The 25,820-nt window shown below is 69.0% G+C and carries 26 protein-coding genes and 1 riboswitch; of the genes, 14 read left to right on the forward strand and 12 right to left on the reverse strand.

The window, feature by feature from the left end; genetic code table 11:
* Positions 1–117: 117 nt before the first annotated feature.
* The 3 genes from U742_RS0105090 to U742_RS0105100 all read left to right on the forward strand — a co-directional run bounded on the left by U742_RS0105090 (position 118) and on the right by U742_RS0105100 (position 1,977).
* A complete protein-coding gene (locus U742_RS0105090; protein ID WP_029350694.1) occupies positions 118–549 on the forward strand; it encodes a MerR family transcriptional regulator in 432 nt (143 codons plus the stop codon).
* Between the two features lie 161 nt (positions 550–710).
* Entirely contained in the window at positions 711–1,340 is a 630-nt protein-coding gene (locus tag U742_RS0105095) for a 2-hydroxychromene-2-carboxylate isomerase (RefSeq protein WP_038360434.1), read from the forward strand.
* A gap of 58 nt (positions 1,341–1,398) precedes the next feature.
* Complete coding sequence (locus tag U742_RS0105100; protein WP_038360709.1) at positions 1,399–1,977, forward strand: hypothetical protein; 579 nt, start codon at positions 1,399–1,401, stop codon at positions 1,975–1,977.
* A gap of 60 nt (positions 1,978–2,037) precedes the next feature.
* Here the strand turns inward: U742_RS0105100 and U742_RS0105105 are convergent, their stop codons facing one another.
* Positions 2,038–3,042 carry an alpha/beta hydrolase gene (locus U742_RS0105105; protein WP_029350700.1) on the reverse strand — a complete coding sequence of 335 codons (1,005 nt, stop codon included), beginning with the start codon at positions 3,040–3,042 and terminating at the stop codon, positions 2,038–2,040.
* 117 nt (positions 3,043–3,159) lie between these two features.
* Between U742_RS0105105 and U742_RS0105110 the strand changes: the two genes are divergently transcribed.
* From U742_RS0105110 to U742_RS0105120, 3 genes are all read left to right on the forward strand, one after another.
* Positions 3,160–3,618, forward strand: a complete 459-nt coding sequence (locus tag U742_RS0105110) for a secondary thiamine-phosphate synthase enzyme YjbQ (RefSeq protein WP_029350702.1) — start codon at positions 3,160–3,162, stop codon at positions 3,616–3,618.
* Positions 3,619–3,811: 193 nt separating this feature from the next.
* Positions 3,812–4,480, forward strand: coding sequence for a response regulator transcription factor (locus tag U742_RS0105115; RefSeq protein WP_029350703.1), 669 nt, complete (start codon positions 3,812–3,814; stop codon positions 4,478–4,480).
* 58 nt (positions 4,481–4,538) lie between these two features.
* On the forward strand, positions 4,539–4,886 hold the full coding sequence (locus U742_RS0105120) for a DUF3088 domain-containing protein (RefSeq protein WP_029350705.1): 348 nt from the start codon (positions 4,539–4,541) through the stop codon (positions 4,884–4,886).
* 43 nt (positions 4,887–4,929) lie between these two features.
* Here the strand turns inward: U742_RS0105120 and U742_RS0105125 are convergent, their stop codons facing one another.
* Entirely contained in the window at positions 4,930–8,469 is a 3,540-nt protein-coding gene (locus tag U742_RS0105125; protein ID WP_029350707.1) for a PAS domain-containing hybrid sensor histidine kinase/response regulator, read from the reverse strand.
* 332 nt (positions 8,470–8,801) lie between these two features.
* Between U742_RS0105125 and U742_RS0105130 the strand changes: the two genes are divergently transcribed.
* From U742_RS0105130 to U742_RS0105160, 7 genes are all read left to right on the forward strand, one after another.
* Positions 8,802–9,101 carry a hypothetical protein gene (locus U742_RS0105130; protein ID WP_029350709.1) on the forward strand — a complete coding sequence of 100 codons (300 nt, stop codon included), beginning with the start codon at positions 8,802–8,804 and terminating at the stop codon, positions 9,099–9,101.
* A gap of 74 nt (positions 9,102–9,175) precedes the next feature.
* A complete protein-coding gene (gene mscL / locus U742_RS0105135; protein ID WP_029350711.1) occupies positions 9,176–9,601 on the forward strand; it encodes a large conductance mechanosensitive channel protein MscL in 426 nt (141 codons plus the stop codon).
* A 342-nt stretch (positions 9,602–9,943) separates the two neighbouring features.
* The gene (locus tag U742_RS0105140; protein ID WP_038360436.1) at positions 9,944–11,152 is read left to right on the forward strand and encodes a pyridoxal phosphate-dependent aminotransferase; all 1,209 of its coding nucleotides are present in this window, start codon (positions 9,944–9,946) and stop codon (positions 11,150–11,152) included.
* A 68-nt stretch (positions 11,153–11,220) separates the two neighbouring features.
* Positions 11,221–12,399 carry a two-component system sensor histidine kinase NtrB gene (locus U742_RS0105145; protein ID WP_029350714.1) on the forward strand — a complete coding sequence of 393 codons (1,179 nt, stop codon included), beginning with the start codon at positions 11,221–11,223 and terminating at the stop codon, positions 12,397–12,399.
* 16 nt (positions 12,400–12,415) lie between these two features.
* Positions 12,416–13,030: a response regulator transcription factor gene (locus tag U742_RS0105150; RefSeq protein WP_029350716.1), complete on the forward strand. Its 615-nt coding sequence runs from the start codon at positions 12,416–12,418 to the stop codon at positions 13,028–13,030.
* 139 nt (positions 13,031–13,169) lie between these two features.
* Positions 13,170–13,517, forward strand: a complete 348-nt coding sequence (locus U742_RS0105155) for a response regulator (RefSeq protein WP_029350717.1) — start codon at positions 13,170–13,172, stop codon at positions 13,515–13,517.
* A 164-nt stretch (positions 13,518–13,681) separates the two neighbouring features.
* Entirely contained in the window at positions 13,682–14,323 is a 642-nt protein-coding gene (locus U742_RS0105160) for a Crp/Fnr family transcriptional regulator (RefSeq protein WP_029350719.1), read from the forward strand.
* Between the two features lie 87 nt (positions 14,324–14,410).
* Here the strand turns inward: U742_RS0105160 and hemN are convergent, their stop codons facing one another.
* Entirely contained in the window at positions 14,411–15,730 is a 1,320-nt protein-coding gene (gene hemN / locus U742_RS0105165) for an oxygen-independent coproporphyrinogen III oxidase (protein WP_029350721.1), read from the reverse strand.
* 63 nt (positions 15,731–15,793) lie between these two features.
* On the opposite strand from hemN, the gene U742_RS0105170 reads away from it, so the two are divergent.
* Positions 15,794–16,912 carry an AbrB family transcriptional regulator gene (locus U742_RS0105170; protein ID WP_029350722.1) on the forward strand — a complete coding sequence of 373 codons (1,119 nt, stop codon included), beginning with the start codon at positions 15,794–15,796 and terminating at the stop codon, positions 16,910–16,912.
* A 34-nt stretch (positions 16,913–16,946) separates the two neighbouring features.
* Here the strand turns inward: U742_RS0105170 and hemA are convergent, their stop codons facing one another.
* The 9 genes from hemA to upp form a co-directional block, all read right to left on the reverse strand.
* Positions 16,947–18,173: a 5-aminolevulinate synthase gene (gene hemA / locus U742_RS0105175; RefSeq protein WP_029350723.1), complete on the reverse strand. Its 1,227-nt coding sequence runs from the start codon at positions 18,171–18,173 to the stop codon at positions 16,947–16,949.
* 134 nt (positions 18,174–18,307) lie between these two features.
* The gene (locus tag U742_RS0105185; RefSeq protein ID WP_029350724.1) at positions 18,308–18,829 is read right to left on the reverse strand and encodes a hypothetical protein; all 522 of its coding nucleotides are present in this window, start codon (positions 18,827–18,829) and stop codon (positions 18,308–18,310) included.
* A 140-nt stretch (positions 18,830–18,969) separates the two neighbouring features.
* Complete coding sequence (locus U742_RS0105190) at positions 18,970–20,181, reverse strand: agmatinase family protein (RefSeq protein ID WP_038360440.1); 1,212 nt, start codon at positions 20,179–20,181, stop codon at positions 18,970–18,972.
* Positions 20,182–20,195: 14 nt separating this feature from the next.
* Positions 20,196–20,990 (reverse strand): ABC transporter ATP-binding protein, encoded by a 795-nt coding sequence (locus U742_RS0105195; protein ID WP_029350726.1) that lies wholly within the window; start codon positions 20,988–20,990, stop codon positions 20,196–20,198.
* Positions 20,990–21,811, reverse strand: coding sequence for an ABC transporter permease (locus tag U742_RS0105200; RefSeq protein WP_029350728.1), 822 nt, complete (start codon positions 21,809–21,811; stop codon positions 20,990–20,992). The genes U742_RS0105195 and U742_RS0105200 overlap by 1 nt, the downstream gene beginning before the upstream one ends.
* Before the next feature lie 190 nt (positions 21,812–22,001).
* Complete coding sequence (locus U742_RS0105205; protein WP_029350731.1) at positions 22,002–23,075, reverse strand: putative urea ABC transporter substrate-binding protein; 1,074 nt, start codon at positions 23,073–23,075, stop codon at positions 22,002–22,004.
* A 104-nt stretch (positions 23,076–23,179) separates the two neighbouring features.
* A riboswitch (guanidine-I (ykkC/yxkD leader) is annotated at positions 23,180–23,290 on the reverse strand.
* 112 nt (positions 23,291–23,402) lie between these two features.
* Positions 23,403–24,041 carry a HupE/UreJ family protein gene (locus tag U742_RS0105210; RefSeq protein WP_051660870.1) on the reverse strand — a complete coding sequence of 213 codons (639 nt, stop codon included), beginning with the start codon at positions 24,039–24,041 and terminating at the stop codon, positions 23,403–23,405.
* Positions 24,042–24,443: 402 nt separating this feature from the next.
* Positions 24,444–24,905: a nickel-responsive transcriptional regulator NikR gene (gene nikR, locus U742_RS0105215; protein ID WP_029350734.1), complete on the reverse strand. Its 462-nt coding sequence runs from the start codon at positions 24,903–24,905 to the stop codon at positions 24,444–24,446.
* 133 nt (positions 24,906–25,038) lie between these two features.
* A complete protein-coding gene (upp, locus tag U742_RS0105220) occupies positions 25,039–25,686 on the reverse strand; it encodes a uracil phosphoribosyltransferase (protein ID WP_029350736.1) in 648 nt (215 codons plus the stop codon).
* Positions 25,687–25,820: the final 134 nt, after the last annotated feature.

The raw sequence follows: 25,820 nt of genomic DNA on the forward strand, positions 1-25,820 counted from the left end.
CATTTAACAGTAAGTTGCCCTAACGTCCGGTGCGACTTTCTCCCCTAGCGGCAACTGGTCAGCGACACTGGCTATCAAGGTCCCCTGACGGCCCTGCCCCTAGCCGGAGTTGACGACATGGATTTCACGACCTTCGAGGCCGACCGCGCTGCCGACGCGCCCACCCGCGGCGCGGGTGACACGCAGTTCTTCACCATCGGCGACCTCGCCCGCGAGTTCGGCGTCACGCTGCGCGCGCTTCGCTTCTACGAGGACAAGGGCCTTCTGGAGCCCCGCCGCGAGGGCCTGACCCGGCTCTACAGCGCGGTCGAGCGCTCGCGCCTCAGCACCATCCTCAAGGGCAAGAAGCTCGGCTTCACCCTCGCCGAGATCAAGAGCATGGTTGCCCTTCGCGAGGGCGGTCCGATGCCGAGCGGCGGCCTCGCCCTCACTCGCGAGAAGTGCGTTGAGCAGGTGAGCCTGCTCGAGCGGCAGAAGGCCGACATCGAGGAGGCCATCGCCGAGCTGCGCCAGATGGTGGCGGCGTTCCCGGCGCGCAGCGCGGCCTGAGCGCCGATCTTCATCTCCTGAGCGAACTGACCAGACGGCGCCCTCGCGGGCGCCGTTTCTGTTCGACGTCTGGGCCGATCGGACTTGGAGCGGGCGGCCGGCTCCGGTAACAAGGGCGCCATCCCTCCCGGCGCGTCGCGCCCGAGCCGATGGCCCATCCCATGCCCGACCAGTCCCGCACCATCGACTATTACTTCTCGATCCACAGCCCCTGGGCCTTTCTCGGCCATGCGCCGTTCAGCGCGCTGGCCGGGCGCTACGGGCTGAAGGTCAATTATCTGCCGGTGCTGCTCGGCGATCTGTTCGCCGAGACCGGTGGCCTGCCGCTTGCCCGCCGCCACCCGGCCCGGCAGCGCTACCGCACGGTGGAGCTGAAGCGCTGGCGCGAGGCGCGCGGCATCGACTTCCACCTGAAGCCGGCCCACTGGCCCTTCGACGTGGCGCTGGCGGACAAGACGGTGATTGCGGCGACGCTCGCCGGAGCCGATGCCGGGGCGCTGGCGGCGCGGCTCTTCGCCGGCGCCTGGCAGCGGCAGGAGAACATGGCCGATCCCGAGGCGCTGCTCGGCGCGCTGGCCGAGCTCGGCCTTTCCGGCGACCTCCTGGTGGAGGCGACCGGCGCGCGCATCGCCGATATCTATGTCGGCAACCGCGAGCGGGCGATCGCCGCCGACGTGTTCGGCTCGCCCTCCTATGTGCTCGACGGCGAGGTTTTCTGGGGGCAGGATCGGATCGATCTTCTGGAGGCGGCGTTGTCCTCCGGCCGGCCGCCCTTCACGTCGGAGTTCTGAGGCCGGCCGGCGGTTCGGCCGGGATCGCCGCCTTATCTCTCGCGCGATGGAGGTCGTGATGCGCAACCGTTTCCCGCTCGCCTCTGCGCTGCTCGCGGGCCTCGCGCTCGCACTGGCCGGCCTCGCGCCGGTAGCGGCCCAGCCGGCGCCCGGCACTCCGCCGACGGCTCCCGTACCGCGTGCCGGCACCACCGACGTGCCACGCTTCTCCATGCAGCCGGTCGAGGGCGGCCTCCTGCGCCTCGACGGGCGCACCGGGCAGCTTTCCTTCTGCTCCTCCGTCTCGGGGAGCTGGACCTGCCGGCTGGTGCCGGACGACCGCTCGGCCTATGAGCAGGAGATCGCCCGGCTGAACGACCGCATCGCCGCCCTCGAAGGGCGCTCGGGCGGGCGTGTGCCGGACATCATGGCGCCGCCCCAGACCACCCCGCCGCAATCGACCTCGCCCGACGGCAGCGTGCCGCAGGCGACGCCGTCGGTGCCCGACGCCGGCTCCCCGACCGATCCCAAGGACGAGGCCGGCCGCCTCGACCAGGCGATGCGCATGGCCGAGCAGGCCTTCCGCCGCTTCATGGACATGGTCGACCGGCTGCGCGAGGAACGCGGCACCGGCCAGCGGCAGGACGAGAAGCTTTAAGCTCCGGCCTGCTTTCGGGGCTCAGCGGAACGTCTTCTTCCGAATGAGCACCCGCGAAGCTCAGCTCGCGGCGATGAAATCGCAGATGCGCGCCAGCGCGGCGTCGGCCAGCGTGCCGGGGAAGCCGATGAAGACGTGGCAGCCGCCTGGATAGATGGCGATATCCGTCGGGTTGCCGGCGGCGAGCCAGCGCGGCGCCATGAACAGCGTGTCGTCGACGAGCGCATCGCGGGTGCCGACGGTGAACAGCGCCGGCGGCAGATTGGCGAGTTCGGCATAGAGCGGCGACACGTCCGGCGTGCCGACATCGCCGTTCTCGCGCAGGTAGTGGCCGACGAACACCCTGATGTCCCGCGTGTTGAGCACCAGCGGCTCGTCGCCCCAGCCCCGTGCGCTTGGGGTGAGGCCGAGATCGTAGCAGCCGGCGTTCAGGTTGGCGGCGCGGAACGGGGTGAGCCCGTGCTTGTCGCGCAGTCGGAGCAGCGTCGCCACCGAAAGATTGGCGCCCGCCGATTCGCCGCCGATGGCGTAGCGGTCTGTGCCGAAGCGGGTGGGCCCCTCCCGCAGCAGCCAGAGCGCGGCCGCCTCGCAGTCATCCGGCGCCTGCGGATAGGGGTTCTCCGGCGCCAGCCGGTAGTCCACCGACACCACCGCGAAGCCGGTGCGCTCGACGAAGCGGTGGTTCAGCCCGTCATTCTCGCGCGCCGAGCCGAGCGACCAGCCGCCGCCGTGCAGATGCAGATAGACGCCCTTCGGCGCCTCGGGCGGGGTGAGGATGCGCAGCGGCACCGGTCCGTGCGGGCCCTCGATCTCGATCACCTCCGCATAGGGGCTTTCCGGCGCCAGCGGGAAGGGGCCCTTGCCCTCTAGCCTGAGCTTGCGCAGCATCGCCATCGGGAAGATCCAGCGGTCCGGCACGGCGCCGAGCGCCTTGACGATGCCGGCATTGATGGCGCGGGTGTCGGCGCTCACCGCCTCGGCGGCGAACAGCTCCGGATCGATGGTAAGCGGCGTGAGGCCTGCGGCGCGCGCGGCGGTGGCCGTCGAAAGCGTGGTCGAGGTCATGGCAGGGCTCCGCTCCGCGATGGCGGTGTGAGGGCTGTCATCTGGGGCTGATCCGTCCTATCCAAACCCAGGCGGCCGGCTTCGTCCAGTCATGACCCAACGGAAGGTTGCCCTGCCATGCCCGATATTCGCCGCAGTGCACCACGCGAAACCCGCCTGACGCGGCGGGTGGCTGCGGTGCTCACCGTCGAGACGAAAGGCCGCGGCTTCACCGACCTCACCCGCGAGATCGCCGCCTTCCTGGCCGAGACCGGCGCCGGGCACGGCGAGGTGTCGCTGTTCTGCCGCCACACCTCGGCCTCGCTGACGATCCAGGAGAACGCCGATCCCGACGTCCGCACCGACCTCGTCACGGCGCTCGACCGCCTCGCCCCGGAGGATGCCGGCTGGGTCCACACGCTGGAAGGTCCGGACGACATGCCGGCGCATGTGAAGGCGATGCTGACCGGCATTTCGCTTGCCGTGCCGGTAATCGGCGGGCGCATGGCGCTCGGCACCTGGCAGGGCATCTATCTCGTCGAGCACCGCGCCAGTCCGCACCGGCGCGAGGTGGTGCTCGCCTTCACCGGCGACTGAGGCGGGCGATTCGCGCTCCGGAGCCGGCGCGGGCGCCGCTCATCCCGATACCGGCGGGACGGTAGCCGTGCAATCGGCGTTCAACTTCTGTGGAACTTAGTCTAAAGGTCATCTAAACGTCACTCCGGCTTGCGCCGGGCCTGCCGCCGACTGATGATCCGGCCGGGAGCAGGAAGGATAAGGGCGGGCAGCAGTGGTCTCGACGACGAGTTTCCGGTTGGTGATCGCGGACGATCACCCGCTGTTCCGGGGGGCGCTGAAGGAAGCGGTGGCGCGCCAGTTCCCGAATGCCGAGCTGTTCGAGGCCGGCGGCTTCGACGAGCTGCAGGCGCTTCTGGAGCGCGAGAGCGACGTCGATCTCGTGCTGCTCGACCTCACCATGCCCGGCGTGCGCGGCTTTTCCGGCCTCATGTATCTGCGCGCGCAATATCCCGGCATCCCGGTGGTGGTGGTCTCCGCCAATGACGATGCCGGCGTGATCCGCCACTGCATGGAGTTCGGCGCCTCCGGCTTCATCCCCAAGACCACCTCTGTGGACACCATGCGCGAGGCGGTCGCCGCGGTGCTCGAGGGCCAGACCTGGACGCCGCCGGGGGTCGATCTGTCGACCGCCGCTGACAAGGAGGTCAAGGCGCTGGTGACGCGCCTGTCGACCCTCACCCCGCAGCAGGTGCGGGTGCTGATGATGCTGTCCGAAGGGCTGCTCAACAAGCAGATCGCCTATGAGCTCGGCGTCTCCGAGGCGACGGTGAAGGCGCATGTCTCGGCGATCCTGCAGAAGCTCGGCGTCGAGAGCCGCACCCAGGCCGTGATCGCCGCCGCCAAGATCGAAGGCGGGCAGTGGTCGCAGGTGGCGGGGTGAGGTTCGTTCGCCGTCGGCGTCTGGGATAGAGCGGCCTGTCTTGGTCCGCCGTGAGGCCATGGAACGCGACACGCTCCTTCTGCTCGAACCCGGCTTCTCCGACCCTGCCTATCCGGGGAAGCTGTTCTATTGCTGGCACTGTGCCCTGCTTGAAGGCGTGTTGGCCTCCTTTCCCGGTCTCGCACAGCAGCTCGTCGTGCATCGGATCGCCTGGCCCCGCCCACGCCGGGCGGCGGTCGAGCTCGTCGGTGCCGAAAACCAGTCTCTGCCGCTGCTCGTACTGGCGGACGGGCGGACCTCGCCGCACCAGACCGGGGTCCATGCCGGGCGCGCCTTCATCGCCAGCAAGGATGCGATACTGGCCTATCTCTCCGGGCGATACGGCATTCCTCTTCCGCATCCTTGAGAACCTCTCGCGCCGTTCCGTACTCGCCGAACGACACCGCGCGCTACTCCGCCGCCGTGCGTGTCACCCGCCATTGCGCCAGCAGGGCGCGCAGCGCGGCCGGACGCACCGGCTTGTTGAGCACCTCCATGTCGGTGGCGCGGGCGGTGTCGCGCACCTTCTTGGTGCGGTCGGCGGTGATCAGCACCGCAGGCAGGGAGCGCCCGAGCTTCCAGCGCAGATGCTTGGCCGCCTCGATGCCGTCGCTCTCGTCGAGATGGAAGTCGACCAGCACGACATCCGGCGTCGCCTTCTGCTCGCGCAGCGCGGTCAGCGCGCCGGCGACGTCGGAGGCCTTCAGCACGCGGCAGCCCCATCCCGACAGCAGCGTCTCCATGCCGTCGAGTATGTTCGGCTCGTTGTCGATGCACAGTACGACGAGCCCTTCGAGCGCGGCGGAGGGCGCCGCAGTGGGCGGGGCGGGGCGGGCCTCGGCCGGGATCGGCGGGGCGGAGGGCACCTCGACCGCGAACATGCTGCCGCGTCCGGCGGCGGAGGTGAGCCTGATCGGGTGGTCGAGCACCCGCGAGATGCGCTCGACGATGGACAGCCCGAGGCCGAGCCCGCGCGCCGCCCGCGCGCCCTGGTCGAGCCGCTGGAATTCCTTGAAGATCAGCTTCTGCTTGGTCTGCGGAATGCCGAGCCCGGTGTCGAACACCTGGATGGAGAGCCTGCCGCGCCGGTGGCGTACGCCGATCAGCACGCGGCCCTTCGGCGTGTACTTGATCGCGTTGGAGACCAGGTTCTGCAGGAGCCGGCGCAGCAGCCGGCGATCCGAGCGCACCGCCGCCGAGCTCGCCACGAAGGTCAGCTTCAGCCCCTTCTCGGCGGCGAGCGGGGCGAAATCCACCTCGAGCTGGCGGAAGATCTCGTCGAGCCGGAACGGCGCGAGCTCCGGCTTCATCGCCCCGGTGTCGAGCCGTGAGATGTCGAGCAGGGCGCCGAGAATCTCCTCCACCGCCTCCAGCGAGGCGTCGACATTGCCGGCGAGCCGCGCCTCCTCGCCCGGCCCGGCGCGCTCGGCGAGGCTGGTGGCGTAGAGCCGCGCCGCGTTCAGCGGCTGCAGGATGTCGTGGCTGGCGGCGGCGAGGAAGCGGGTCTTGGAGATATTGGCGTCGTCGGCCTCGGACTTCGCCTGGGCAAGCTCGGCGTTGAGGTGTTCCAGCGCCTTGGTGCGCTCCTTCACCCGGCGCTCCAGCGTCTCGTTGGCGCGCTCCAGCGCCTCGGCGGCCTCCACAGAGGGGGTGATGTCGGTGAAGGTCACCACCACGCCGCCGTCCGGCATGGCGTTGACGCGCACCTCCATCACGACGCTGCGCGGGGCGAGGCGTTCGAGGAAGGTCGAGTTGCGCCGCGCATAGCGGCCGAGCCGCTCGCGCACGATCTCCTCGACCGGGCCGGGGCCGAACATGCCGGCGGTGGCGTTGAAGCGCAGCATCTCGTCGATGCCCACCCCGATGCGCACGATCTCCGGCGGCAGGTCGAGCATGTCGCCGAACTGCCGGTTCCAGCACACCAGCCTGAGGTCGCGGTCGAACACCGCGATGCCCTGGCGCACATGGTCGAGCGCGGTCTGCAGGATCTCGCGGTTGTATTGGATGGCGGCGGAGGCGTCGTCGAGCAGCTTCAGCGCCGCCTTGGTCGAGACGGTGCGCTTCCTCAGCAGCAGCGACAGCACGAGCCGCGAGGAGGCGGCGCCGATCGCCGAGGCGAGCAGGTGCTCGGCGTAGCGGATTAACTGGAAATCCGCCTCGCGGTGCGGATCGAGCGAGACGCCGCGCATCGCCGACACGCTCTCGAAGGAGGCGCGGGTGCGGTCCTCGCCGAGATAGCGGGCGACGGTGCCGATCAGCTCGCCCACCGTCACCGGCGAGCGCCACAGCCGGAAGCTCGGCGCCGAGGGCGCGCGGTCGGCCTCGACGAAGAGGCTCGCCTGCAGCCGCTCGATCGGCGCCGGCTGGGTGAGCAGCGATACCGCCACGAAGCAGATGACGTTGAGCGACAGACTCCAGAACACGCCGTGGGTGAGCGGCGCCGCATGCAGGCCGAGCAGCGACTGCGGCCGCAGCCATTCGAGGCCGAACGGCCCGACCGCCAGCAGCTCCCGCGAGGCGAGGCCGGCATCGGCGAGGTTGGGCAGCAGCAGCGTGTAGGCCCACAGCGCCACGCCGATGGCGATGCCGGCGATGGCGCCGAGCGCGGTCGCCCGCCGCCACAGCAGCCCAATGATGAAGGCCGGCCCGAACTGCGCCGCGGCGGCGAAGGACAGAAGCCCGATCTGCGCGAGCTGCGCCTCGCCGGTGGCGCGGTAGTAGAGATAGGCGAGGAACAGCACGGCGAAGATGGCGAGCCGGCGCACCGAGAGCAACAGGTGGCCCATGTCGCGGCCGTCGTCATTGCCTCCCCCGTTGCCGGCGGCGTCGGAGGAGGCCCGGCGCCAGCGCACCAGCAGCGGCATGAAGAGGTCGTTCGAGACCATGACGGCGAGCGCCACGGTCTCGACGATGACCATCGCGGTCGCCGCCGACAGGCCGCCGACGAAGGCGAGCAGCGCGAAGAAGCTGGAGCCGGCCGAGAGCGGCAGCGCCAGCACATACATGTCACCATCGACGAAGCCGGGCGGGAAGCTGATCATGCCGGCCATCGCGATCGGCACGACGAACAGGTTGATCAACACCAGATAGAGCGGGAACAGCCAGGACGCGGTGCGTACCTCGCGCTCCGAGGTGTTCTCGACGACGGCGACGTGGAACTGGCGCGGCAGCATGAAGATGGCGAAGGACGACAGCACCGTCATCGTCACCCAGCTTCCGAGCGAGAAATCCTTCGTCAGCACCGGCAGCACGTCTTTCGCGCGCGCCTGCGCGAACAGGTCGGCCGGTCCGGAGAACATGTAGAAGGTGACGAACAGCCCGACGCCGAGGAAGGCGACGAGCTTGACGATCGATTCCGTCGCGATCGCCAGCATCAGCCCTTCCTGATGCTCGGTGGCGTCGATGTGCCGGGTGCCGAACAGCACGGCGAACACCGCCATCGCCACGGTGACCATCATGGAGAGGTCGCCGATCACCGGGTAGTGCAGGCCGAGGCCCTCGAAATCGCCGAGCATGGCGACCAGCGAGGCGGACACCGCCTTGAGCTGCAGGGCGATGTAGGGCAGGGCGCCGAGGATCGCGACCAGCGCGACCAGGGCGGCGACGCCCTGGCTCTTGCCGTAGCGCGCCGCGATGAAATCGGCGATCGAGGTGATGTTCTGCGCCTTGGCGAGCCGGATGACGCGCAGCAGGAACGGCGTCGCCAGCAGGAACACCAGCATCGGGCCGATATAGATGGTGAGGAAGTTCAGCCCCTGGGTGGTGGCGAGGCCGACCGAGCCGAAGAAGGTCCAGGACGTGCAATAGACCGCCAGCGACAGCGCATAGATGATCGGCCGGCCGCCGGCTGTCTTGGCGCGCGGCCGCCAGCGGTCGCCGAGGCTCGCCACCGCGAACAGCGCGCCGATATAGGCGAGCGCGACGGCGATGATGGCCCAGCCTTGAAGCATTCGGTCTCCCCGCTTGCGGGTGATATTATAGCGACTGCTGCTAGAGTTCTGCCGATCAGTCGGAAATCACCCGATTGATAAGAAGTGCTCCAGATTTAGTAAGCCGGAGCATGTTCTCGTCGCGAATGTCTTTCAACCTTCGCGGAACATGCTCTAGCCTGCGTTTCGTTTCCGGTAGGCGATGGAGCGTCGTTCCTTCGCTTGCCGCCGACTTCGAGGTCGTGCCCCGCTGCGCGGAGTTTGGCTCCGGAACCGGACAGGACAAGGCGTAGTTCATTTCGTTCATTAGGGAAACTCGGGTCGTCGACGACCCGGGGGCAAGGGGCAGATCCATGGATCCGGCACTCGTAAAGCTGATAATCGAACTCATCTCGGGCGCGGTCGGCGGCAATCTCGCCGGCGCGGCGTCGAAGGACCTCAATCTCGGCACGCTGTGGAACTCGGTGGCCGGCATCGTGGGCGGCGGCCTCGGCGGGCAGATTCTCGGTGCCCTGCTCGGTGGCGGCGGGGAAGCGGCCGCCTCGCTCGACATCGGCTCCATCATCCAGCAGGTGGCGGGCGGCGGCCTCGGCGGCGCCATCCTCCTCGCGATTGTCGGCTTCATCAAGAACAAGCTGGCAAATTCGGCTTGAGCCTCGCCCTTGCGCGCTGCACAGTTCCGTCTCGACGCGATGCGTCGAGACGGAGTCGCAGCGGAGAAGGCTAGATGCTCAAGGAGTTCCGGGAATTTGCCATCAAGGGCAATGTCGTCGATCTCGCCATCGGCGTGATCATCGGCGCGGCCTTCGGGCGGATCGTCGAATCGATCGTCTCCGACCTGTTCATGCCGATCGTCGGCGCCATCCTCGGCGGCCTCGACTTCTCGAACTATTTCGTCGGCCTGTCGTCGAACGTCACCGCCAATTCGCTCGCTGCCGCGCGTGAGCAGGGCGCTGTGTTCGCCTATGGCAACTTCCTCACTGTGGTCATCAACTTCCTGATCATCGCCTGGATCCTGTTCATGGTGGTGAAGGGCATCAACCGGCTGCGCCGCAAGGCCGCCGAAACCCCGCCGCCGCCGGCGCCCCCCACCAAGGAGGAGGTGCTGCTGACCGACATCCGCGACATCCTCGCCAAGAAGGCGGCGGTCTGAGCGCGACAAAGCCCGGGGGCGCTTTCGATAGAGCGCCCCGACAAGGCACTGTCATCCCGAGGTGCCCGGCCAATGGCCGGGCCTCGAAGGATGTCCGTGGTGCGCGCCTGTCGATCATCCTTCGAGGCTCGCGGGCGCTCGTGCCTCAGGATGACGTTGCGCGGCGGTGAGCAGCCTCGGCCAAGGCCCCCACACCGGCTCCGGACGCCGTGTACGCGCCGCACGCCAGCACCCCGCCGAACCCATCATCGCCGCCGATTGGCGGCATGATGCCTTTTGATGAATATCCGCCGCATTCGGCGCTATGCTCGCGGGCTCTCTCCTGAGCCACCGAGCTTGTGCATGTCCGCCGAACCCGCCCGCTTCATCTCCCCGCCCTCGCTTCTCGACCATGTCCGCCCGCAGGCCCTCGCTTTGCCGGAGAGCGGCATCGTCGAGGTGATGAACTATGGCCGCGAGCGGCCCGGCATGATCCCGCTCTGGGCGGGCGAGGGTGACCTGCCGACCCCGAGCTTCATCAGCGAGGCGGCGACCCGCTCGCTCGCCGCCGGCGAGACCTTCTACACCTGGCAGCGCGGCATCCCCGAACTGCGCGCCGCCATCGCCCGCTACATGGCGCGGCTCTACGGCATCCCGGACGATCCCGAGCGCTTCTTCGTCACCGGCTCGGGCATGCAGGCGATCCAGATCGCGCTGGCGGCGACGCTGTCCGCCGGCGACGAGATCATCGTCCCGTCGCCCGCCTGGCCGAATGCCGCCGCCGCCGCCGAGGTGGTGGGCGCCCAGACGGTGTTCGTGCCCTTCGCCTATGATTCGGCACGCGGCTTCGCGCTCGACCTCGACCGGCTGGAGGACGCGGTCTCGCCGCGCACCCGGGTCATCTTCATCAACTCGCCGGCCAATCCGACCGGCTTCGTCGCCTCGCACGAGACGCTGCGCGGCGTGCTCGACATCGCCCGCCGCCACGGGCTGTGGATCGTCGCCGACGAGATCTATGGCCGCTTCTACTACGAGGGCGGCGAGAACGGGCTGGCACCGTCCTTCCACGACGTGATGGAGCCGGAGGACCGCGTCCTCTTTGTCCAGACCTTCTCCAAGAACTGGGCGATGACCGGCTGGCGCATGGGCTGGATCGAGGCGCATCCGGTGCTCGGCGACGTGCTGGAGAACCTCATCCAGTACTCGACCTCGGGGGTGGCCGCCTTCATGCAGCGCGCCGGCGTCGCCGCGCTCGACCGTGGCGAGAGCTTCGTCGCCCACCAGATAGAGCGGGCGCGGCGCGGGCGCGACATCGTCGCCGACGCGCTGCTGCCGACCAACCGCGTGCGCCTCGTGAAGCCGCCGGGTGCCCTCTACCTGTTCTTCGGCGTCGAGGGCGAGCGCGACATGCGCAGCCTCGCTTTGCGGCTCATCGACGAGGCCAATGTCGGCCTCGCGCCCGGCACCGCCTTCGGCCCCGGCGGCGAGGACTTCATCCGCCTGTGCTTCGCCCGCGGCGAGGTGCAGCTCGCCGAGGTTGCCGACCGGCTGGTGAGGTGGCTGAACCGGTAGCGAATAACCGCTTCTCGCGGCCGCTGGCGCTCTTGCCTCCCGCCCCGTCGCCGTCGCAGATTGCACGCATGCAGGATGCCAGCGACAAGGGTGCTCCGCCCCTACCCGACGCAAAGACCGCCGAGGCGACGCCGCCCACTGTGTCGGAGGCGCGCCTGCTCTCGGTGCTCGACACGGCGGCCGACGGCATCATCGTCATCGACGAGCGTGCCCGCATCCTGATCTTCAACAAGGCCTGCGAGAAGATGTTCGGCTTCCGCGCCGCCGACGTTCTGGGCGAGAACGTCAAGATGGTGATGCCGGGCGAATATGCGCGCGAGCACGACGAATATATCGGCAGCTACATCCGCACCGGGGTGAAGAAGATCATCGGCATCGGCCGCGAGGTGCGCGGCCGCCATTCCGACGGCACGGTGTTCCCGCTGGAGCTCTCGGTCGGCGAGGCGCAGACCCCGGAGGGGCGCCAGTTCATCGGCATCCTGCGCGACCTGCGCCCGCGCAAGGAGAGCGAGCAGCGCCTCGCCGAGCTGCAGAGCGAGCTGGTGCACCTCGCCCGCGTCTCGGCGATCGACGAGATGGGCGCCGCCATCGCGCACGAGCTGAACCAGCCGCTCACCGCGCTGATGCTCTATCTGCAGGCGATCCGCCGCGCCCACGCCAAGGGCGTCGACATCGCCGACCGGATCGGCGACGTGCTCGACAAGGCGGTGGGTGAGGCGGACCGCGCCGGCCATATCATCCAGCGCATGCGCCAGTTCGTGGAGAAGCGCGATCCGGAACGCCGGCTCTGCGACATCGAGCCGTTGATCGACGACGCCATCGACCTCACGCTGCTCGGCCAGCACCATCGCATCCGCATCGAGCGCCGCTCGACGCCGGCGCTGCCGCCGGTGATGGTTGATTCGGTGCAGGTGCAGCAGATCGTCGTCAATCTGGTGCGCAACGCCATCGAGGCGGCGACGCAGGCCTTGGAGCCGGTGATCCGCGTCGAGACCCGCCGCGACGGCAACAGCGTCGTGCTGGCGGTGCAGGACAACGGGCCGGGTATCGCGCCGGAGGCGATGGCGGGGCTGTTCCAGGCCTTCGCCAGTTCAAAACGTCGCGGCATGGGACTTGGCCTTGCGATTTCGCGGACGATCGCCCAGAACCACGGGGGGGACCTTATGGTGGATCCGGGCGGCAATGGGCGTGGCGCCTGCTTCTCGCTGGCGCTGCCCGTCGCGGCGGCCGATTCGGACGCCGAGTGAGGGAGCAGGCAGGACCATGGCGGCGCTGGGGGAAATCTTCGTCGTCGATGACGATGCGGCGGTGCGCGATGCGCTCGCGCTGGTGCTGAGCCTTGAGGGCTATCACGTCCGCGTCTTCTCGGACGGCAACGCCTTCCTCGCGACCGCCCGCGCTCGCGTGCCGGCCTGCGTCATCCTCGACGTGCACATGCCCGGCCGCTCCGGCCTCGACATCCTGCGCGAGCTGGAGGCCGACCGCTATCCGGCGCCGGTCTTCATCATTTCCGGACAGGGCGACATCCCGATGGCGGTCGACGCCATCCGCCACGGCGCGCTCGACTTCATCGAGAAGCCGTTCGACGCGGAGACGGTGGTCGAGCGTGTGCGCGATGCGATCGAGGCGCGCGAGCGCCGTGCCGCCGCATCGAACGAGGTGCTCGGCCAGCATTTCCCCGGCCACGACCAGCTCACCCCGCGCGAGCGTGAGGTGCTGGAGCAGATCACCCGCGGCGCCTCCAACAAGGAGGCCGGCCGCGTGCTCGGCATCAGCCCGCGCACCATCGAGGTGCACCGCGCCCGCATCATGGAGAAGCTCGGGGCGAAGAACGCCGCCGATCTCGTGCGCATCGTGCTGAAGGACATCCGGATCTGAGCCGGCGGCGACCCCTGCGCCTGTTGCCGGGGCGCCACGCGCGTTCGTGACGCTGCGGCATCTTCGCATTCCTACGCATTGCTCGGCCCTACGACTTTCCGCCAATTTCGAAGCATCGGCGGGAAGCAGGAGAGCGTTCGTGCGGGTTCACGTGGTGGAGGACGATGTCGGCGTGAGCGATTCGCTCGGCCTCATCCTCATGAATCTCGGCCACGAGGTGCTCTCCTATCCGAGCGCCGAGAAACTGTTCGCCGCGGCGCCGCCGACCGCGTCCGACGTGGTGATCGTCGATCTGAGCCTGCCGGGCATTCCGGGCGGGCAGGTCGTGCGCTGGCTGCAGCGGCTCGCCGCGCCGCCGCGCATCGTCGTCATCTCCGGCCAGTCGCAGGGCGCCATCGACCATCAACTGCGCGGGCTCGACCGCATCGTGCTGGTGCGCAAGCCGCTCGACGCCGACACCATCACCTCCGTGCTGGCGGCCGCCTAGAACCGAATTCCTCAAGGAGCTGGGGCGTTCGCCGATCCGCCGGCAACAGCGCCTGCTCCATCCGGCAGGGACGCACTCTAGGGAAAATCCTTACGCAGCGAACCGAACTGTGCGCTGCGCCACCCGTCTCTAAGCTTCCATTCATTGAAGAGTTGGAGGCACGCATGCGGCAGATCATCGAGGAACGGATCGGCAGCCATTCCCACCACATGCAGGCCGAGACGCCCGCCGCGCATCAGCGGGTGGCGCCGCATGTGACGCTGCTGCACGAGGGCGATCCCGCCCGTCGCATCATGGAGGTCGTCGAGGGCACGGTGATGCTCACCAAGCTGCTCCCCGACGGGCGCCGCCAGGTGGTCGAACTGCTCGGCCCCGGCGACATGTTCGGCTTCGCCAATGGCGAGACCTATGTCTGCTCGGCCGAGAGTCTCACCTCCTGCGTGCTGGTCGGCCACGACCGGGCGGCGCTGGAGCGCGACGCGGCGCTGGCCTCGCGGGTGCTGCGCCGCTTCGAGATCCAGCTCTGCGCCATGCATTCCCACGCGCTGGTGCTCGGCCGCATGTCGGCGCTTGAGCGCGTCGCCTTCTTCCTCATGCGGCTGATGCCCGAGGGCATGGTGTCCGGCTCGACCCTGCATCTCGCCATGACCCGGCAGGAGATCGCCGACTTCCTCGGCCTCACGCTGGAGACCGTCAGCCGCGCCTTCTCCGAACTGAAGCGGCGCGGCATCGTCGCGCTGGCCCGCGCCGACGAGGTGCGCATCCAGGATCGCGGCAGCGTCCGCCGCCTTGCCGGCGCCGCCTGATCGCGTTCCCATCCGCCGGCACACATCGTCCGCCGGAGGTCCCTGCGCGCCGCCTCACCTCGGGCGGCGCGCTTTCTTTTGTCCGGTCTACACCGCCGCCGAGTGCCGGGCATGGCCCTGATGCAGCCGCGCGTCGATCGCGGCGGCGGCGAGCCGCACGAAGGGGCGGCCGAGCGGCGTCATCGCGATGCGCCGGCCCTCGATGGTCAAGAGCCCGTCATGCTGCAGCGGCGTGAGACGCGGCCAGACGTCGTCGAGCCCCTCGGGCGCCAGATCCACCGCGAGATCGCACATCAGCCGCTCGATGAGCGCGCCGCGCCGTATATCCTCGTCGGTGAAGGCGATGCCGCGCACGGTGGCGAAGTCGCCGGCATCGATCGCCCGCTTGTAGGAGGCGGCGTCGGGCGCGTTCTGGCTGTAGCCGAACGGGAAGCGGCTGATCGACGACGCCCCGAGCCCGATCAGCGCGTCGGCCTGATCGACCGTATAGCCCTGGAAGTTGCGCTTGAGCCGGCCGGCTGACGCGGCCCGGGCCATCGCGTCGTCCGGTCGCGCGAAATGGTCGAGGCCGACCGCGACATAGCCGAGCCCGACGAGCGCCTCGCGCGCCTCCTCCGCCTGGTCCAGCCGCTCAGCGGGACCGGGGAGGTCGGCCTCGTCGATCCGCTTCTGATTCGGCCGCACCCACGGCACATGCGCATAGCCGAACAGTGCCAGCCGGTCCGGCCGCAGCAAGGCGGCCAGCGCCGCGGTGCGGCGCACGTCGCGCGTGGTCTGGCGCGGCAGTCCGTACATCAGGTCGAGATTGACCGAGGCGATGCCCGCCCGGCGCAGCAGCGAGACGACGTCCTCCACCGTGCCGAAGGACTGCACGCGCCCGATCGCCGCCTGCACATGCGCGCTGAAGTCCTGCACGCCGAGGCTCGCGCGCGTCACGCCGATCCGCGCCAGGGCGGCGACCATCTCCGGCGTCGTCTCACGCGGATCGAGCTCGATGGCGTGCTCGGTGAGCCGGCCGAGATCGAAGGCGTCCGCGATTCGCGCGTGAAGCCGCTCGATCAGCTCCGGGCCGAGCAGGCTCGGCGTGCCGCCGCCCCAGGCGATGTGCGTGACCGTCTTGCGCCCGGTCCGTGCGGCGGTGAGCACGATCTCCCGCTCCAGCCGCTCGGCATAGGCGATCACCGGCTCCACGCGCCGCGTCGCCTTGGTGGTGCAGCCGCAATAGAAGCAGAGCGACGAGCAGAACGGCACGTGCAGATAGAGCGAAAGGCTCGCATCCTCCGGCAGGGCGGCGAGCCAGCTCGCATGCCGGGACGGCCCGACCTCCTGCGAGAAGTGCGGGGCGGTGGGATAGGAGGTGTAGCGGGGAACCGCGCGCTCCGCGTGGATGAGAGCCTTGCTATGCATCCAAATAATTTGACCCGGACGCGTGTTCGTCGCATTGATCCGCCGCAAACCTCCTCGCGTCCGATGCCACTCAAGAAGTTCCTCAAGGGTCCGCTCGCCGTCTCGCCGAGGCTGCCCCGCTATGTCCTGACGTTCGCCCTCGCGGCCCTCGGCGGCGGCCTGTTCGCCTATGCCGGGATGCCGGCGGGCTGGCTGTCCGGCGCGCTGGTGGCGGTGGCGGTGGCGGCGCTGTTCGGCGTGCCGGTGGCGGTGCAGCGCCGGGTGCGCGAGGCGACCTTCATCGTGCTTGGCACCTCGATGGGCGCGGCGATCACGCCGGCCACGCTGCACAGCCTCGCCTCATGGCCGGCGACCATGGCGGTGCTGATGCTCTCCCTGCCGGTGATGATGGTGGCGGCGGTCTTCTATCTCGAGCGCGTCGCCGGCTGGGACCGGCGCACCGCCTTCTTCGCCGCCGCGCCGGGTGCGCTCTCGGCGGTGCTCGTGATGTCGGAATCGACCGGCGCCGACACGCGGCGCGTCGCCTTCAGCCAGTCTCTGCGGCTGTTCGTTCTGGTGGCGCTGCTGCCGCCCGCGCTGGGCGGGCTCGGCCACCAGCCGGCGGGCGTGCTGCCGGTGACGCCGGTGGTGAACGACGCGTGGAGCCTGCTGCTTTCGCTCGCGGTCGGCATTACCGGCGGCCTGCTGGCGATGCGGCTGCGCTTTCCCGGCGGGCCGATGGTCGGCTCCATGCTGGCGAGCGGGGTGGTGCATGGCAGCGGCCTGATCGAGGGGCGGCTGCCGGACCTGCTGCTCATCGCCGGCTTCGTCATCCTCGGCGCCAATACCGGGAGCCGCTTCGCCGGCACCAAGCTGGAGACGCTGAAGAGCTTCCTCGTCCATTCGCTGGCGTCCTTCGCCATCACCACCGCGGTGGCGCTGGCCTTTGCGGGGCTCGGCGCCTGCGCCTCGGGCGAACCCTACACCAAGGTGCTGATGAGCTATGTGCCGGGCGCGCTGGAGGCGATGACCATCATGGCCTTCGTGCTGGCGCTCGATCCCGCCTTCGTCGCCGCGCACCATCTGGCGCGCTTCCTCGGCCTGTCGCTGGCGATCCCGGTGGTGGTGCGCCTGTTCTTCGGCCGGGCGGCGGTGCCGTCCGAGCACGTGCCCGTTAACGACGAGGACGAGACGAAGGACTGAGCGCAGCGGTGCGACGCCGCATGGGAAGGCGGCCCTATTCGGCCGCCTCCGCGCGCTCGACGAAGGGCAGGCCGAGCCGGGCCCAGACATCGCTCAGCGCATGCGCGAGATGGGCGACCTGCGCGTCGTCGTGGAACGGGCCGGGGGTGATGCGCAGCCGCTCCGTGCCGCGCGGCACGGTCGGGTAGTTGATCGGCTGGATATAGATGCCGTGCTCGGCGAGCAGCATGTCGCTCGCCGCCTTGCAGGCCTCGGCGTCGCCGACCATCACCGGCACGATGTGGGTCTCGGTGACGAGCTGCGGCAGGCCGGCGGCGTCCAGCGCCCGCTTCACCTTGGCGACCTGCGCGTGCTGGCGCGTCCGTTCGGCACTCGATGCCTTCAGGTGGCGCACCGATGCGGCGGCCGCGGCGGCGACCGCCGGCGGCAGTGCGGTGGTGAAGATGAAACCCGGCGCATAGGAGCGCACCGCGTCGATGACGCTGCGCTTGCCGGTGATGTAGCCGCCGACCACGCCGATCGCCTTGCCCAGCGTGCCCTCGATGACGTCGACCCGGTGCATCACACCGTCACGCTCGGCGATGCCGCCGCCGCGCGCGCCATACATGCCGACCGCGTGCACCTCGTCGAGATAGGTCATGGCGCCGTAACGCCGCGCGAGGTCGCAGATCGCGCCGATGGGAGCGACGTCGCCGTCCATCGAATAGACGCTCTCGAACACGATCAGCTTCGGCCGGTTGCCGGCGCTCGCGAGCAGCTCTTCCAGATGGGCGAGGTCGTTGTGACGGAAGATCGCCTTGTCGCGCCCGCCATGGCGCACGCCGACGATCATCGAATTGTGGTTCAGCGCGTCCGACAGGACGAGACAGTCGGGGATCAGCCGCGCGAGGGTGGAGATGCCGGTCTCGTTCGAGATGTAGCCGGAGGTGAAGACGAGGCCCGCCTCCTTGCCGTGCAGGTCGGCGAGCTCGCGCTCCAGCGTGACGATGGCGTGGCTATTGCCCGAGATGTTGCGCGTGCCGCCCGCCCCGGCACCGGCCGTGCGCGCGGTCTCGCACATGGCGCCGACCACCGTCTCGTGGCAGCCCATGCCGAGATAGTCGTTCGAGCACCAGATGACGATCTCGCGCGGGCCATCGGGCGAGTGCCACGTGGCGCGGGGGAAATGCTCGGCGTCGCGCTCGATTTCCGCGAAGGAGCGGTAGCGCCGCTCGCGCTTCAGCGCGTCGATGGCGTCGTCGAAAAAGCGGGAATAATCCATGGCCTGCCCGATCCGGCCCGCGGGCACGAAGCTGGCGGGCAATATCGGAGGCAACATGAACTTTGGAGCGGTTCCGATCAAGCCGCACAAACCCTGACGCGGCGATCGGGCGCGGCTTCACGCGACCGTCCGCCTCACGTCTGCGCGAGCTTGCGCACCTCGGCGAGGCTGAGCGGGCGAGGGGCGGCGCCGTCGAAATAGACGAAACGCAGGCGCTTGCGGCGCGACACCATCTGGGCGGGGAGGGGATCGTAGCGGAACGATCCGCCGCCCAGATGCGGCATCACCGCGCCGACATCGGTCGTCTCGTCGCTCTCCACCCGCAGCAAGGTGAGGCGCGTGCCGGCGCCGTCGGTTGCCTCGAAGGGCACGTTGGCGAGGCGCAGGAAGCTGGTCGGGTCGCTGGCCGAGGCGAAACCCTCGACGAAGGCCTTCTCGACGAGGTCGAGATCGGGCTCCTCGTGGCTGTGCTCCTCCGGCGGGCGCTCCGGCAGATGCGGCGTCTGCCACTGCGCGGCGCGGCGCGGCCCGTGGCCGTGATTATGGCCGGGACCGTGCGAATGGTCATGCGGGTGGTGATGCTCGTGCGCGTGGTGGCCGTTTTGGCTGTGGCCGCCGGCGCCGTGATCATGGTGATGGTCGTGGCCGCGATGCATGGGTCGATCTCCTGCGTGCTTCGAGGCCGCCTGCGGCGGCACCTCAGCATGACGAGGTTCATTCGTGGTCGGGCTCGCCGTCATCCTGAGGTGCCCGGGCCATCGGCCCGGGCCTCGAAGGATGTTTCCGGGCGCGCCGCTCAGAAGCTCACCGGCTTGTCGATGATGTGCTTGTGCGCGCCGAGCTTGCCATGCGCCACCATCGAGCCGAGCGCCTCGACGACGACGCGCAGGCCGAACAGCGCGGTGATGTCGGAGGTGTCGTAGGGCGGCGAGACCTCCACCACCTCCAGCCCGCACAGCCCTTCGGCGGCGACGAGGCCAAGAATCTTCAAGGCCTCGCGCGGCAGGAAGCCGCCCGGCTCCGGCCAGCCGGTGCCCGGCACGAAGCCGCAGTCGATGCTGTCCACGTCGAACGAGATGTAGACCGCGTCGGCGTCTTTCCACGCCAGCTCCAGCGCGATCTCGGCGGTCTTCTCCAGCCCGATCTTCTCGATGTCGTCGATGGTCAGCACATTGGTGCCGCGCTTCCTCGCCTCCTGCACGCCGTAGCGCGGCACCTGCCAGCCACCGATGCCGAGCTGCACGAGATTGGTCGGGGAGACATTCGGCAGGTTGGTCGCCCAGTACCAGGGTGTGGTGTGCATGCGCTCGTCGAGATCCTTCTCCTGGATGTCGATGTGGCGGTCGAAATGGATGATGCCGATGCGCTTGGAGGTGCACTCGGCGATGCCGCGCACGCAGGGAAAGCCGATCGAATGGTCGCCGCCGAGCATGATCGGCAGCGCGCCGGAGGAGAAGACGTGGGAGACGCCCCGGCTGATCTGGTCAAAACTCTTTTCCAGGTTGGCGGGGATGGTAAAAACGTCGCCGACGTCGCACAGCGTCATCTGCTCGCGCAAATCGACGCCGAGTTCGTAATTGTAGGGCGTGTAGAGCGCCGAGATGCGGCGGATGCCCTGCGGCCCGAAGCGGGTGCCGGGGCGATAGGTGGTGCCGCTGTCGAACGGGATGCCGAGAACGGCGGCGTCGTACTTGCCGACGTCGCGGACATTCTCGACATAGGGCGCCTTCAGGAAGGTGTTGATGCCCGCGAAGTGGGGCAGCTCGCCGCGCGCAAACGTCGGGATCGACTTGTCGGTGATCGAATCGGCGCCAGGCAGGCCCATGTCGAGCGCCCATTGCTGTTCCTTGCGCCAGCCGGCCTCGGACAGGCCCTCCTCGGCCTCCAGCGCCTTCCAGCCCTGCATCCCCTTGATCTCGAAATTGGGATGGTGGCGCCGCGCGCGGCCTGGCGCGCCGGCAAGGCCGGCGAAGCGGGTGGAACGGGTGGGCATCTGGCGCATGGACATGTCTCCTTGGGCCTTCACTGATCGGCGTCGTCGCCGACGGATGGGAGCTGGTTCACAGGCTTCGAGAAGCCAAGAACCGGAACCGGGCCGTCCCGGGTCAGGTCGAGGTCGTAGGTGATGCGCGCGCCGAAGCGGTTCGGCGCCTGCGGGTCGATACGGCGCTTGTCGAAGGCTATGAGCCGCGTGCCGAGACCGAACGCCTCCTTCAGGTCGTGCGTGACCATGATCACCGTCATGCCGTGCTCCCGCCAGAGCGGGGTGATGAGCTGGTGCATCTGGGTGCGTGTGCCGGGGTCGAGCGCGCCGAACGGCTCGTCGAGCAGCAGCACCTTCGGCTCCTTGGCGAGCGCCTGCGCGATGGCGAGGCGCTGCTGCTGGCCGCCGGAGAGCGCGCTCGGATATTTTTCCGCATGCGGGCCGAGTCCCACCGCGTCGATCAGCGCCTTCGCCTTGGCCGAGGCGGTGCGGCGCTTCTCGCCGAACAGCTTGGCGAGGAAGGGGCTCTCGCCGAATTCATAGGCGGCGAGCACATTGCCGAGCACGGTGAGATGCGGGAACACCGAATAGCGCTGGAACACCACGCCGCGATCCGGCCCCGGTTCGGCCGGCAGCGGCGTGCTGTCGAGAGTGAGGGTGCCGCGCGTCGGGCTCTCCTGCCCGAGCACGAGGCGCAGGAAGGTGGACTTGCCGCAGCCCGAGGGGCCGACCACCGAGACGAAGGCGCCCGAGGCGATGTCGATGTCGATGCCTTCCAGCACGATCTGGTCGCCATATTCGACCCAGACGTCGCGCACGCGGATCGCGCTCATCAGCGGCGCTCCCCGACATAGGCCCAGGGGAAGGCCCACTGGCCGATCCGGGCGAGCACGAAGTCGAAGATGTAGGCGAGCAGGGTGATCCAGGCGACGTAAGGGATGATCACGTCCATGGCGAGATAGCGCCGCACCAGGAAGATGCGGTAGCCGAGCCCGTTCTCCGCCGCGATCGCCTCGGCCGAGATGAGGAACAGGAAGGCCGGGCCGAGCGCGAGGCGCAGGCAGTCGATCAGCCGCGGCATCACCTGCGGCAGCGCCACCCTGAGCGTCGCCTGCCAGGTCGAGGCGCCGAGCGTCTGCGCCTTGATGAACTGCTCGATCGGAATCTGCTGCGTGCGCAGCGCGAGGTCGCGCACGATCACCGGGGTAATGCCGATGACGATCAGCACCACCTTCGACACCTCGCCGAGCCCGAACACGATGAACAGGATCGGCAGCAGCGCCATCGGCGGCACCATGGAGATCACCGCGATCAGCGTGCCGAGCCCTGCGCCGACCAGCGGCAGCACGCCGAGCGCGAGGCCCAGCGTCAGCCCCGTGATGGTGGCGATGCCGAGCCCGAGCCCGAGCCGCTGCAGGCTCGCCGCGGTGTCGGCCCACAGCACGATGGTGCCGGTGCGCTTGTCCGGTTCGGTCGCCATGCGGGTGATGGTCGCCGCCATCTCGGAGACCGGCGGCAGCAGCTTGTCGTCGGGGTTGGCCGCCCGCCGCTCGGCCGAGCCGAACACGTAGAGAAAGGCGATCAGCACGAAGGGCAGCACCGCGAGCAGCACGCGCACGCCCGGCGTCGGCACGATGTTCATGGCACGGCGCATGTGGCGCTGATCCCCTTATCCCAACATCACACGGGCAACGTCATCCTGAGGTGCCGGGCATCGCCCGGCCTCGAAGGATGGTCGTCCCGTGCACCTTGATGAGCATCCTTCGAGGCTCGCTGCGCTCGCACCTCAGGATGACGGTGCGCGGCGGGCGGTTCCCTCGGGGAACCGCCCACCTGCGCTCGCCTCACAGCTTGCCGTCGGCGGCCATCTTCATGAAGCTGGCGTCGAAGCGCAGCTTCACATTGTCCTTGTTGCCGAGGACGGTGCCGCCGGCGAACGCCATGCCGACTGCGTCCTTGCTCTTGGCGCCGTCGCCGAGCAGGCCGTGCTCGAAGGAGAAGGTCCGCACCAGGTCCATGGTCTTGGGCAGGTCCTTGCTCTCGGTGAAGGCGACCGCTTCCTTCGGCGTGAAGAACATCTTGGTGGCGGCGAGCTGCGCGTCGTAGCCGGCGAGATCGGTGCCGGAGAGCTTGCCGAGCTCGGCGCGCACTTCCTTGCCCTTCTCGCCCTTGTCGGCGATCAGCGCCAGCGTCTCGTACCAGATGCCGACCAGCGCCTTGCCGAAGTCCGGGTTGTCCTTCAGCGTCTCGGTGCTGACACCCAGCATGTCGATGATCTCGCCGGGGATCTGCGAGGAATCGAACAGCTCCTTGGCGCCGGGCTCGGTCTTCACCTCGGCGAGCAGCGGGTTCCAGGTCACGACGGTGGTCACGTCCGCCGACTTGAAGGCGGCGACCATGTCGGCATCCGAGGTGTTGACGACCTTCACGTCCTTCTCGGCCAGCTTCGCCTTGTCGAGCGCGCGGGCCAGCAGATAGTGCGACACCGACAGCTCGACGAGGTTGATGCTGGTGCCCTTCAGCTCGGCCACCGTCTTCGCCTTCTTGGAGACGATGCCGTCATTGCCGTTCGAGAAGTCGCCGATGATCAGCGCGGTGGTGTCGACGCCGCCGGCGGCGGGAATGGTCAGCGCGTCCATGTTGGTCAGCGTCACGCCGTCGAACTTGCCGGCGGTGTATTGGTTGATCGACTCGACGTAGTCGTTGATCTGCGTGACCTCGATGGTGATGCCGTATTTGTCGGCCCACTTCTTCACGATGCCGGTCTGCGCCGCATAGGCCCAGGGCATCCAGCCGACATAGATCGTCCAGGCGATATTGAAGTCCTTCTTCGGCGCGGCATTGGCCGGCGCGAAGGAACCCGTGAGGGCGGCCGCGCAGGCGGCGCCGAGAACGAGGGCACGCAAGTTACGACGCATCGAGGCTCTCCCGTCTGGTCCGGGAACGGCTCACGCGCATGGCAGCTCTTGGAAGGTCTCGCAGGCATACGCCCAGAGGCCTTCGCTGCGACCATGTCGCACGAGCCTCCCGGGCTTTTATCCCGCCGTGGACCCGGCGAATGTCTCGCCACCGGGCTGCTCCTCTCGGTCCAGCCGCACCGCAATCCGGTACCGGAACCCTAGGAGCATGTTCAGACTAGCAGCGCGCCGCTGAAAATCGGAGCCCCGATTATCGGCAAAACGCACCAAACCGCGCCGAAAGTTTCGGCGCGGCGCTCAATGGACGTGCAATTTCCGCGTGTCGCGTCAGATGAGGCCGGTCAGCAGGCCGACGCCCGCCACAGCCACGACGGCGCCGAGCGCACGGGCGAGGCGCGGCGCGCGGGCTTCGCCGATGGTGCCGATGGCAAGGCCGAGACCGACGCCGGCGGCGTGCAGCAGCGTGGTGGCGGCGAGGAAGCCGGCCGCATAGGCCGCGCCGGAGACGTCCGCCGGCATCTCGGCGCCGTGCGCGTGGCCGTGGAAGATCGCGAAGGCGCCGACCAGTGCCATCGCCGCGCCGAGCGGCCAGCGGCGTTCGCCGAACGCGACGGCGGCGCCGATCACCACCACCGAGAGCGCGATGCCGATCTCGACGAAGGGCAGGGCGACGCCGGCCATGCCGAGCGCGCCGCCGAGCGCCATCACCGCGACGAAGCTCGCCGGCACCGCCCACACCGCGCGTCCGCCGAGCACCGCCGCGAACATGCCGACCGCCACCATGGCGAGCACATGGTCGATGCCGCCGATCGGGTGAAGGAAGCCGGCCGCGAGGCCGTGCTCATGCGCCATGCCGGTGGTGTGCGCGAAGGCCAGCGCGGGCGCCAGCGTGAAGGCACCGGCGAGACCGGCGCGAAGCAGGGCGCGGGCGGGACGACGGATATGGGAGGAGACGGCGTTCGGCATGACAACCCCTGTGGAACAGGCAGGCCGCCTTCGGGAGCACCCGGTGCGTACGTCTGCGTATGACGATTGAACGCAATCAGCTTACCGGGAGGCGGTCCCTCGTCAATCGCCTTTTCGCAGATGCGAAGAATTTTTCACCGGGAGTGAACGGGACGCTGCCTGGGAGGAGGGGGAGCAGGCCCGGCGTCTGTTCGGCCCTCGTCGTCCCGCAGGGTCGCGGACCGAAAGGAAGCCGAAGAGTCTCTGCTGGGTCCCGGATCGGCGCTACGCTACGCGCAGCTTGTCCGGGAAACAAAGGGTCCGTGTCCCGGACAAGTGACGCCGAAGGCGGAACGCCGATCCGGGACCCAGCGAAGACTCTTCGGCTTTCATCTCCCTGCGACGCACCTATGCCCACTGGTCTCAGCCGTGCCCATGCCCGTCGTCGTGCGAATGGCCGTGAGCATGGCCATGCTCATGCTCCCCGCTCTCCGGCAGCAGGTGCAGATGGCCGTAGCGCACGCCGCGCTGGGTCGTCACGCTGTCGGCGAGCGCCTTCACCTGCGCGGTCGGGCCGCGCAGCACGGCGACCTCGAGGCAGGTGTCGTGGTCGAGATGCACGTGCAGCGAGGCCACCGCGAGGTCGTGATGGCCGTGCTGCACCTCGGTGAGGCGGCGCGCCAGCTCGCGCTTCTCGTGGTCGTAGACATAGCTCAGCGTCGCATGGCACCGCGCGCCGTCGTCCGCCGCCGTCTCCGGCGTGCCGAGCGCCGAGCGCACGATGTCGCGCAACGCTTCCGAACGGCTGGCATAGCCGTGCCGCTCCCCATGCGCGTCGATGGCGGCGAGCAGGTCGTCGTCGATGGTGAGCGTCACGCGCTGCATCGGTATCTTTCCCTTGCCGTCATCCCGGACGGCCGACGGCCGATCCGGGATCGCTTGCCGCTCTTCCTTCACGCGATCCCGGCTCTGCGGCTGCGCCTTGGCCGGGATGACGACGCGCAATCGCTGGTGACGGCTACTTGGTGCCGAAGATGCGGTCGCCGGCATCCCCGATGCCCGGCACGATGTAGCCGTGGTCGTTGAGGTGGCTGTCGATCGCGGCGGTGTAGACCGGCACGTCCGGATGCGCCTCGTGGAAGGTGGCGAGCCCTTCCGGCGCGGCGATGAGGCAGACGAACTTGATCGACTGGCAGCCCGCCGACTTCACCTGCTCGACCGCCGCCGCCGCCGAATTGCCGGTCGCCAGCATCGGATCGAGCACGATGGCGGTGCGCTCGGAGATGTCGCGCGGCAGCTTGAGATAATATTCCACCGCCGCCAGCGAGACCGGGTCGCGATAGAGGCCGATATGGCCGACGCGGGCGGCGGGAAGAATCTCCAGCATGCCCTCCAATATGCCCCCGCCGGCGCGCAGCACCGAGACGAGGCAGAGCTTCTTGCCCGCCACCACCGGCGCCTTCATCGGCGCCAGCGGCGTCTCGATCTCGATCATCTCCAGCGGCATGTCGCGCGTCACCTCATAGGCGAGCAGCATCGAGATCTCGCGCAGCAGCAGCCGGAACTCGTTGGCCGGCGTGCGGGAGCGCCGCATCAGGGTGAGCTTGTGCTGGATCATCGGGTGGTCGACGAGGAAGGTCGGGCCGGGATCGTTCGGAGTTGTCATGAGGGCGTCGGCTCGCTCTGGAAGGATATGTTTGGGCGCGTCGGGAGCATGCCCGGGCGCCGCCTCTAGCCATAGCGTAATTCACGCGATCGGGCAGGGGGAATATGGCACCGGCACCGGCCGCCCATTGCGCC

It is taken from the genome of Allobosea sp. 117, from assembly GCF_000702305.1.
GTDB lineage: Bacteria > Pseudomonadota > Alphaproteobacteria > Rhizobiales > Xanthobacteraceae > Ancylobacter.

Excerpts from the sequence above, each read along its gene's own strand:
- U742_RS0105090 (WP_029350694.1), top strand. The coding sequence starts at position 118 with ATGGATTTCACGACCTTCGAGGCCGACCGCGCTGCCGACGCGCCCACC.
- U742_RS0105095 (WP_038360434.1), top strand. The coding sequence starts at position 711 with ATGCCCGACCAGTCCCGCACCATCGACTATTACTTCTCGATCCACAGC.
- U742_RS0105100 (WP_038360709.1), top strand. The coding sequence starts at position 1,399 with ATGCGCAACCGTTTCCCGCTCGCCTCTGCGCTGCTCGCGGGCCTCGCG.
- U742_RS0105105 (WP_029350700.1), bottom strand. The coding sequence starts at position 3,042 with ATGACCTCGACCACGCTTTCGACGGCCACCGCCGCGCGCGCCGCAGGC.
- U742_RS0105110 (WP_029350702.1), top strand. The coding sequence starts at position 3,160 with ATGCCCGATATTCGCCGCAGTGCACCACGCGAAACCCGCCTGACGCGG.
- U742_RS0105120 (WP_029350705.1), top strand. The coding sequence starts at position 4,539 with ATGGAACGCGACACGCTCCTTCTGCTCGAACCCGGCTTCTCCGACCCT.
- U742_RS0105125 (WP_029350707.1), bottom strand. The coding sequence starts at position 8,469 with ATGCTTCAAGGCTGGGCCATCATCGCCGTCGCGCTCGCCTATATCGGC.
- U742_RS0105130 (WP_029350709.1), top strand. The coding sequence starts at position 8,802 with ATGGATCCGGCACTCGTAAAGCTGATAATCGAACTCATCTCGGGCGCG.
- mscL (WP_029350711.1), top strand. The coding sequence starts at position 9,176 with ATGCTCAAGGAGTTCCGGGAATTTGCCATCAAGGGCAATGTCGTCGAT.
- U742_RS0105140 (WP_038360436.1), top strand. The coding sequence starts at position 9,944 with ATGTCCGCCGAACCCGCCCGCTTCATCTCCCCGCCCTCGCTTCTCGAC.
- U742_RS0105145 (WP_029350714.1), top strand. The coding sequence starts at position 11,221 with ATGCAGGATGCCAGCGACAAGGGTGCTCCGCCCCTACCCGACGCAAAG.
- U742_RS0105150 (WP_029350716.1), top strand. The coding sequence starts at position 12,416 with ATGGCGGCGCTGGGGGAAATCTTCGTCGTCGATGACGATGCGGCGGTG.
- U742_RS0105160 (WP_029350719.1), top strand. The coding sequence starts at position 13,682 with ATGCGGCAGATCATCGAGGAACGGATCGGCAGCCATTCCCACCACATG.
- hemN (WP_029350721.1), bottom strand. The coding sequence starts at position 15,730 with ATGCATAGCAAGGCTCTCATCCACGCGGAGCGCGCGGTTCCCCGCTAC.
- U742_RS0105170 (WP_029350722.1), top strand. The coding sequence starts at position 15,794 with ATGCCACTCAAGAAGTTCCTCAAGGGTCCGCTCGCCGTCTCGCCGAGG.
- hemA (WP_029350723.1), bottom strand. The coding sequence starts at position 18,173 with ATGGATTATTCCCGCTTTTTCGACGACGCCATCGACGCGCTGAAGCGC.
- U742_RS0105185 (WP_029350724.1), bottom strand. The coding sequence starts at position 18,829 with ATGCATCGCGGCCACGACCATCACCATGATCACGGCGCCGGCGGCCAC.
- U742_RS0105190 (WP_038360440.1), bottom strand. The coding sequence starts at position 20,181 with ATGTCCATGCGCCAGATGCCCACCCGTTCCACCCGCTTCGCCGGCCTT.
- U742_RS0105195 (WP_029350726.1), bottom strand. The coding sequence starts at position 20,990 with ATGAGCGCGATCCGCGTGCGCGACGTCTGGGTCGAATATGGCGACCAG.
- U742_RS0105200 (WP_029350728.1), bottom strand. The coding sequence starts at position 21,811 with ATGCGCCGTGCCATGAACATCGTGCCGACGCCGGGCGTGCGCGTGCTG.
- U742_RS0105205 (WP_029350731.1), bottom strand. The coding sequence starts at position 23,075 with ATGCGTCGTAACTTGCGTGCCCTCGTTCTCGGCGCCGCCTGCGCGGCC.
- U742_RS0105210 (WP_051660870.1), bottom strand. The coding sequence starts at position 24,041 with ATGCCGAACGCCGTCTCCTCCCATATCCGTCGTCCCGCCCGCGCCCTG.
- nikR (WP_029350734.1), bottom strand. The coding sequence starts at position 24,905 with ATGCAGCGCGTGACGCTCACCATCGACGACGACCTGCTCGCCGCCATC.
- upp (WP_029350736.1), bottom strand. The coding sequence starts at position 25,686 with ATGACAACTCCGAACGATCCCGGCCCGACCTTCCTCGTCGACCACCCG.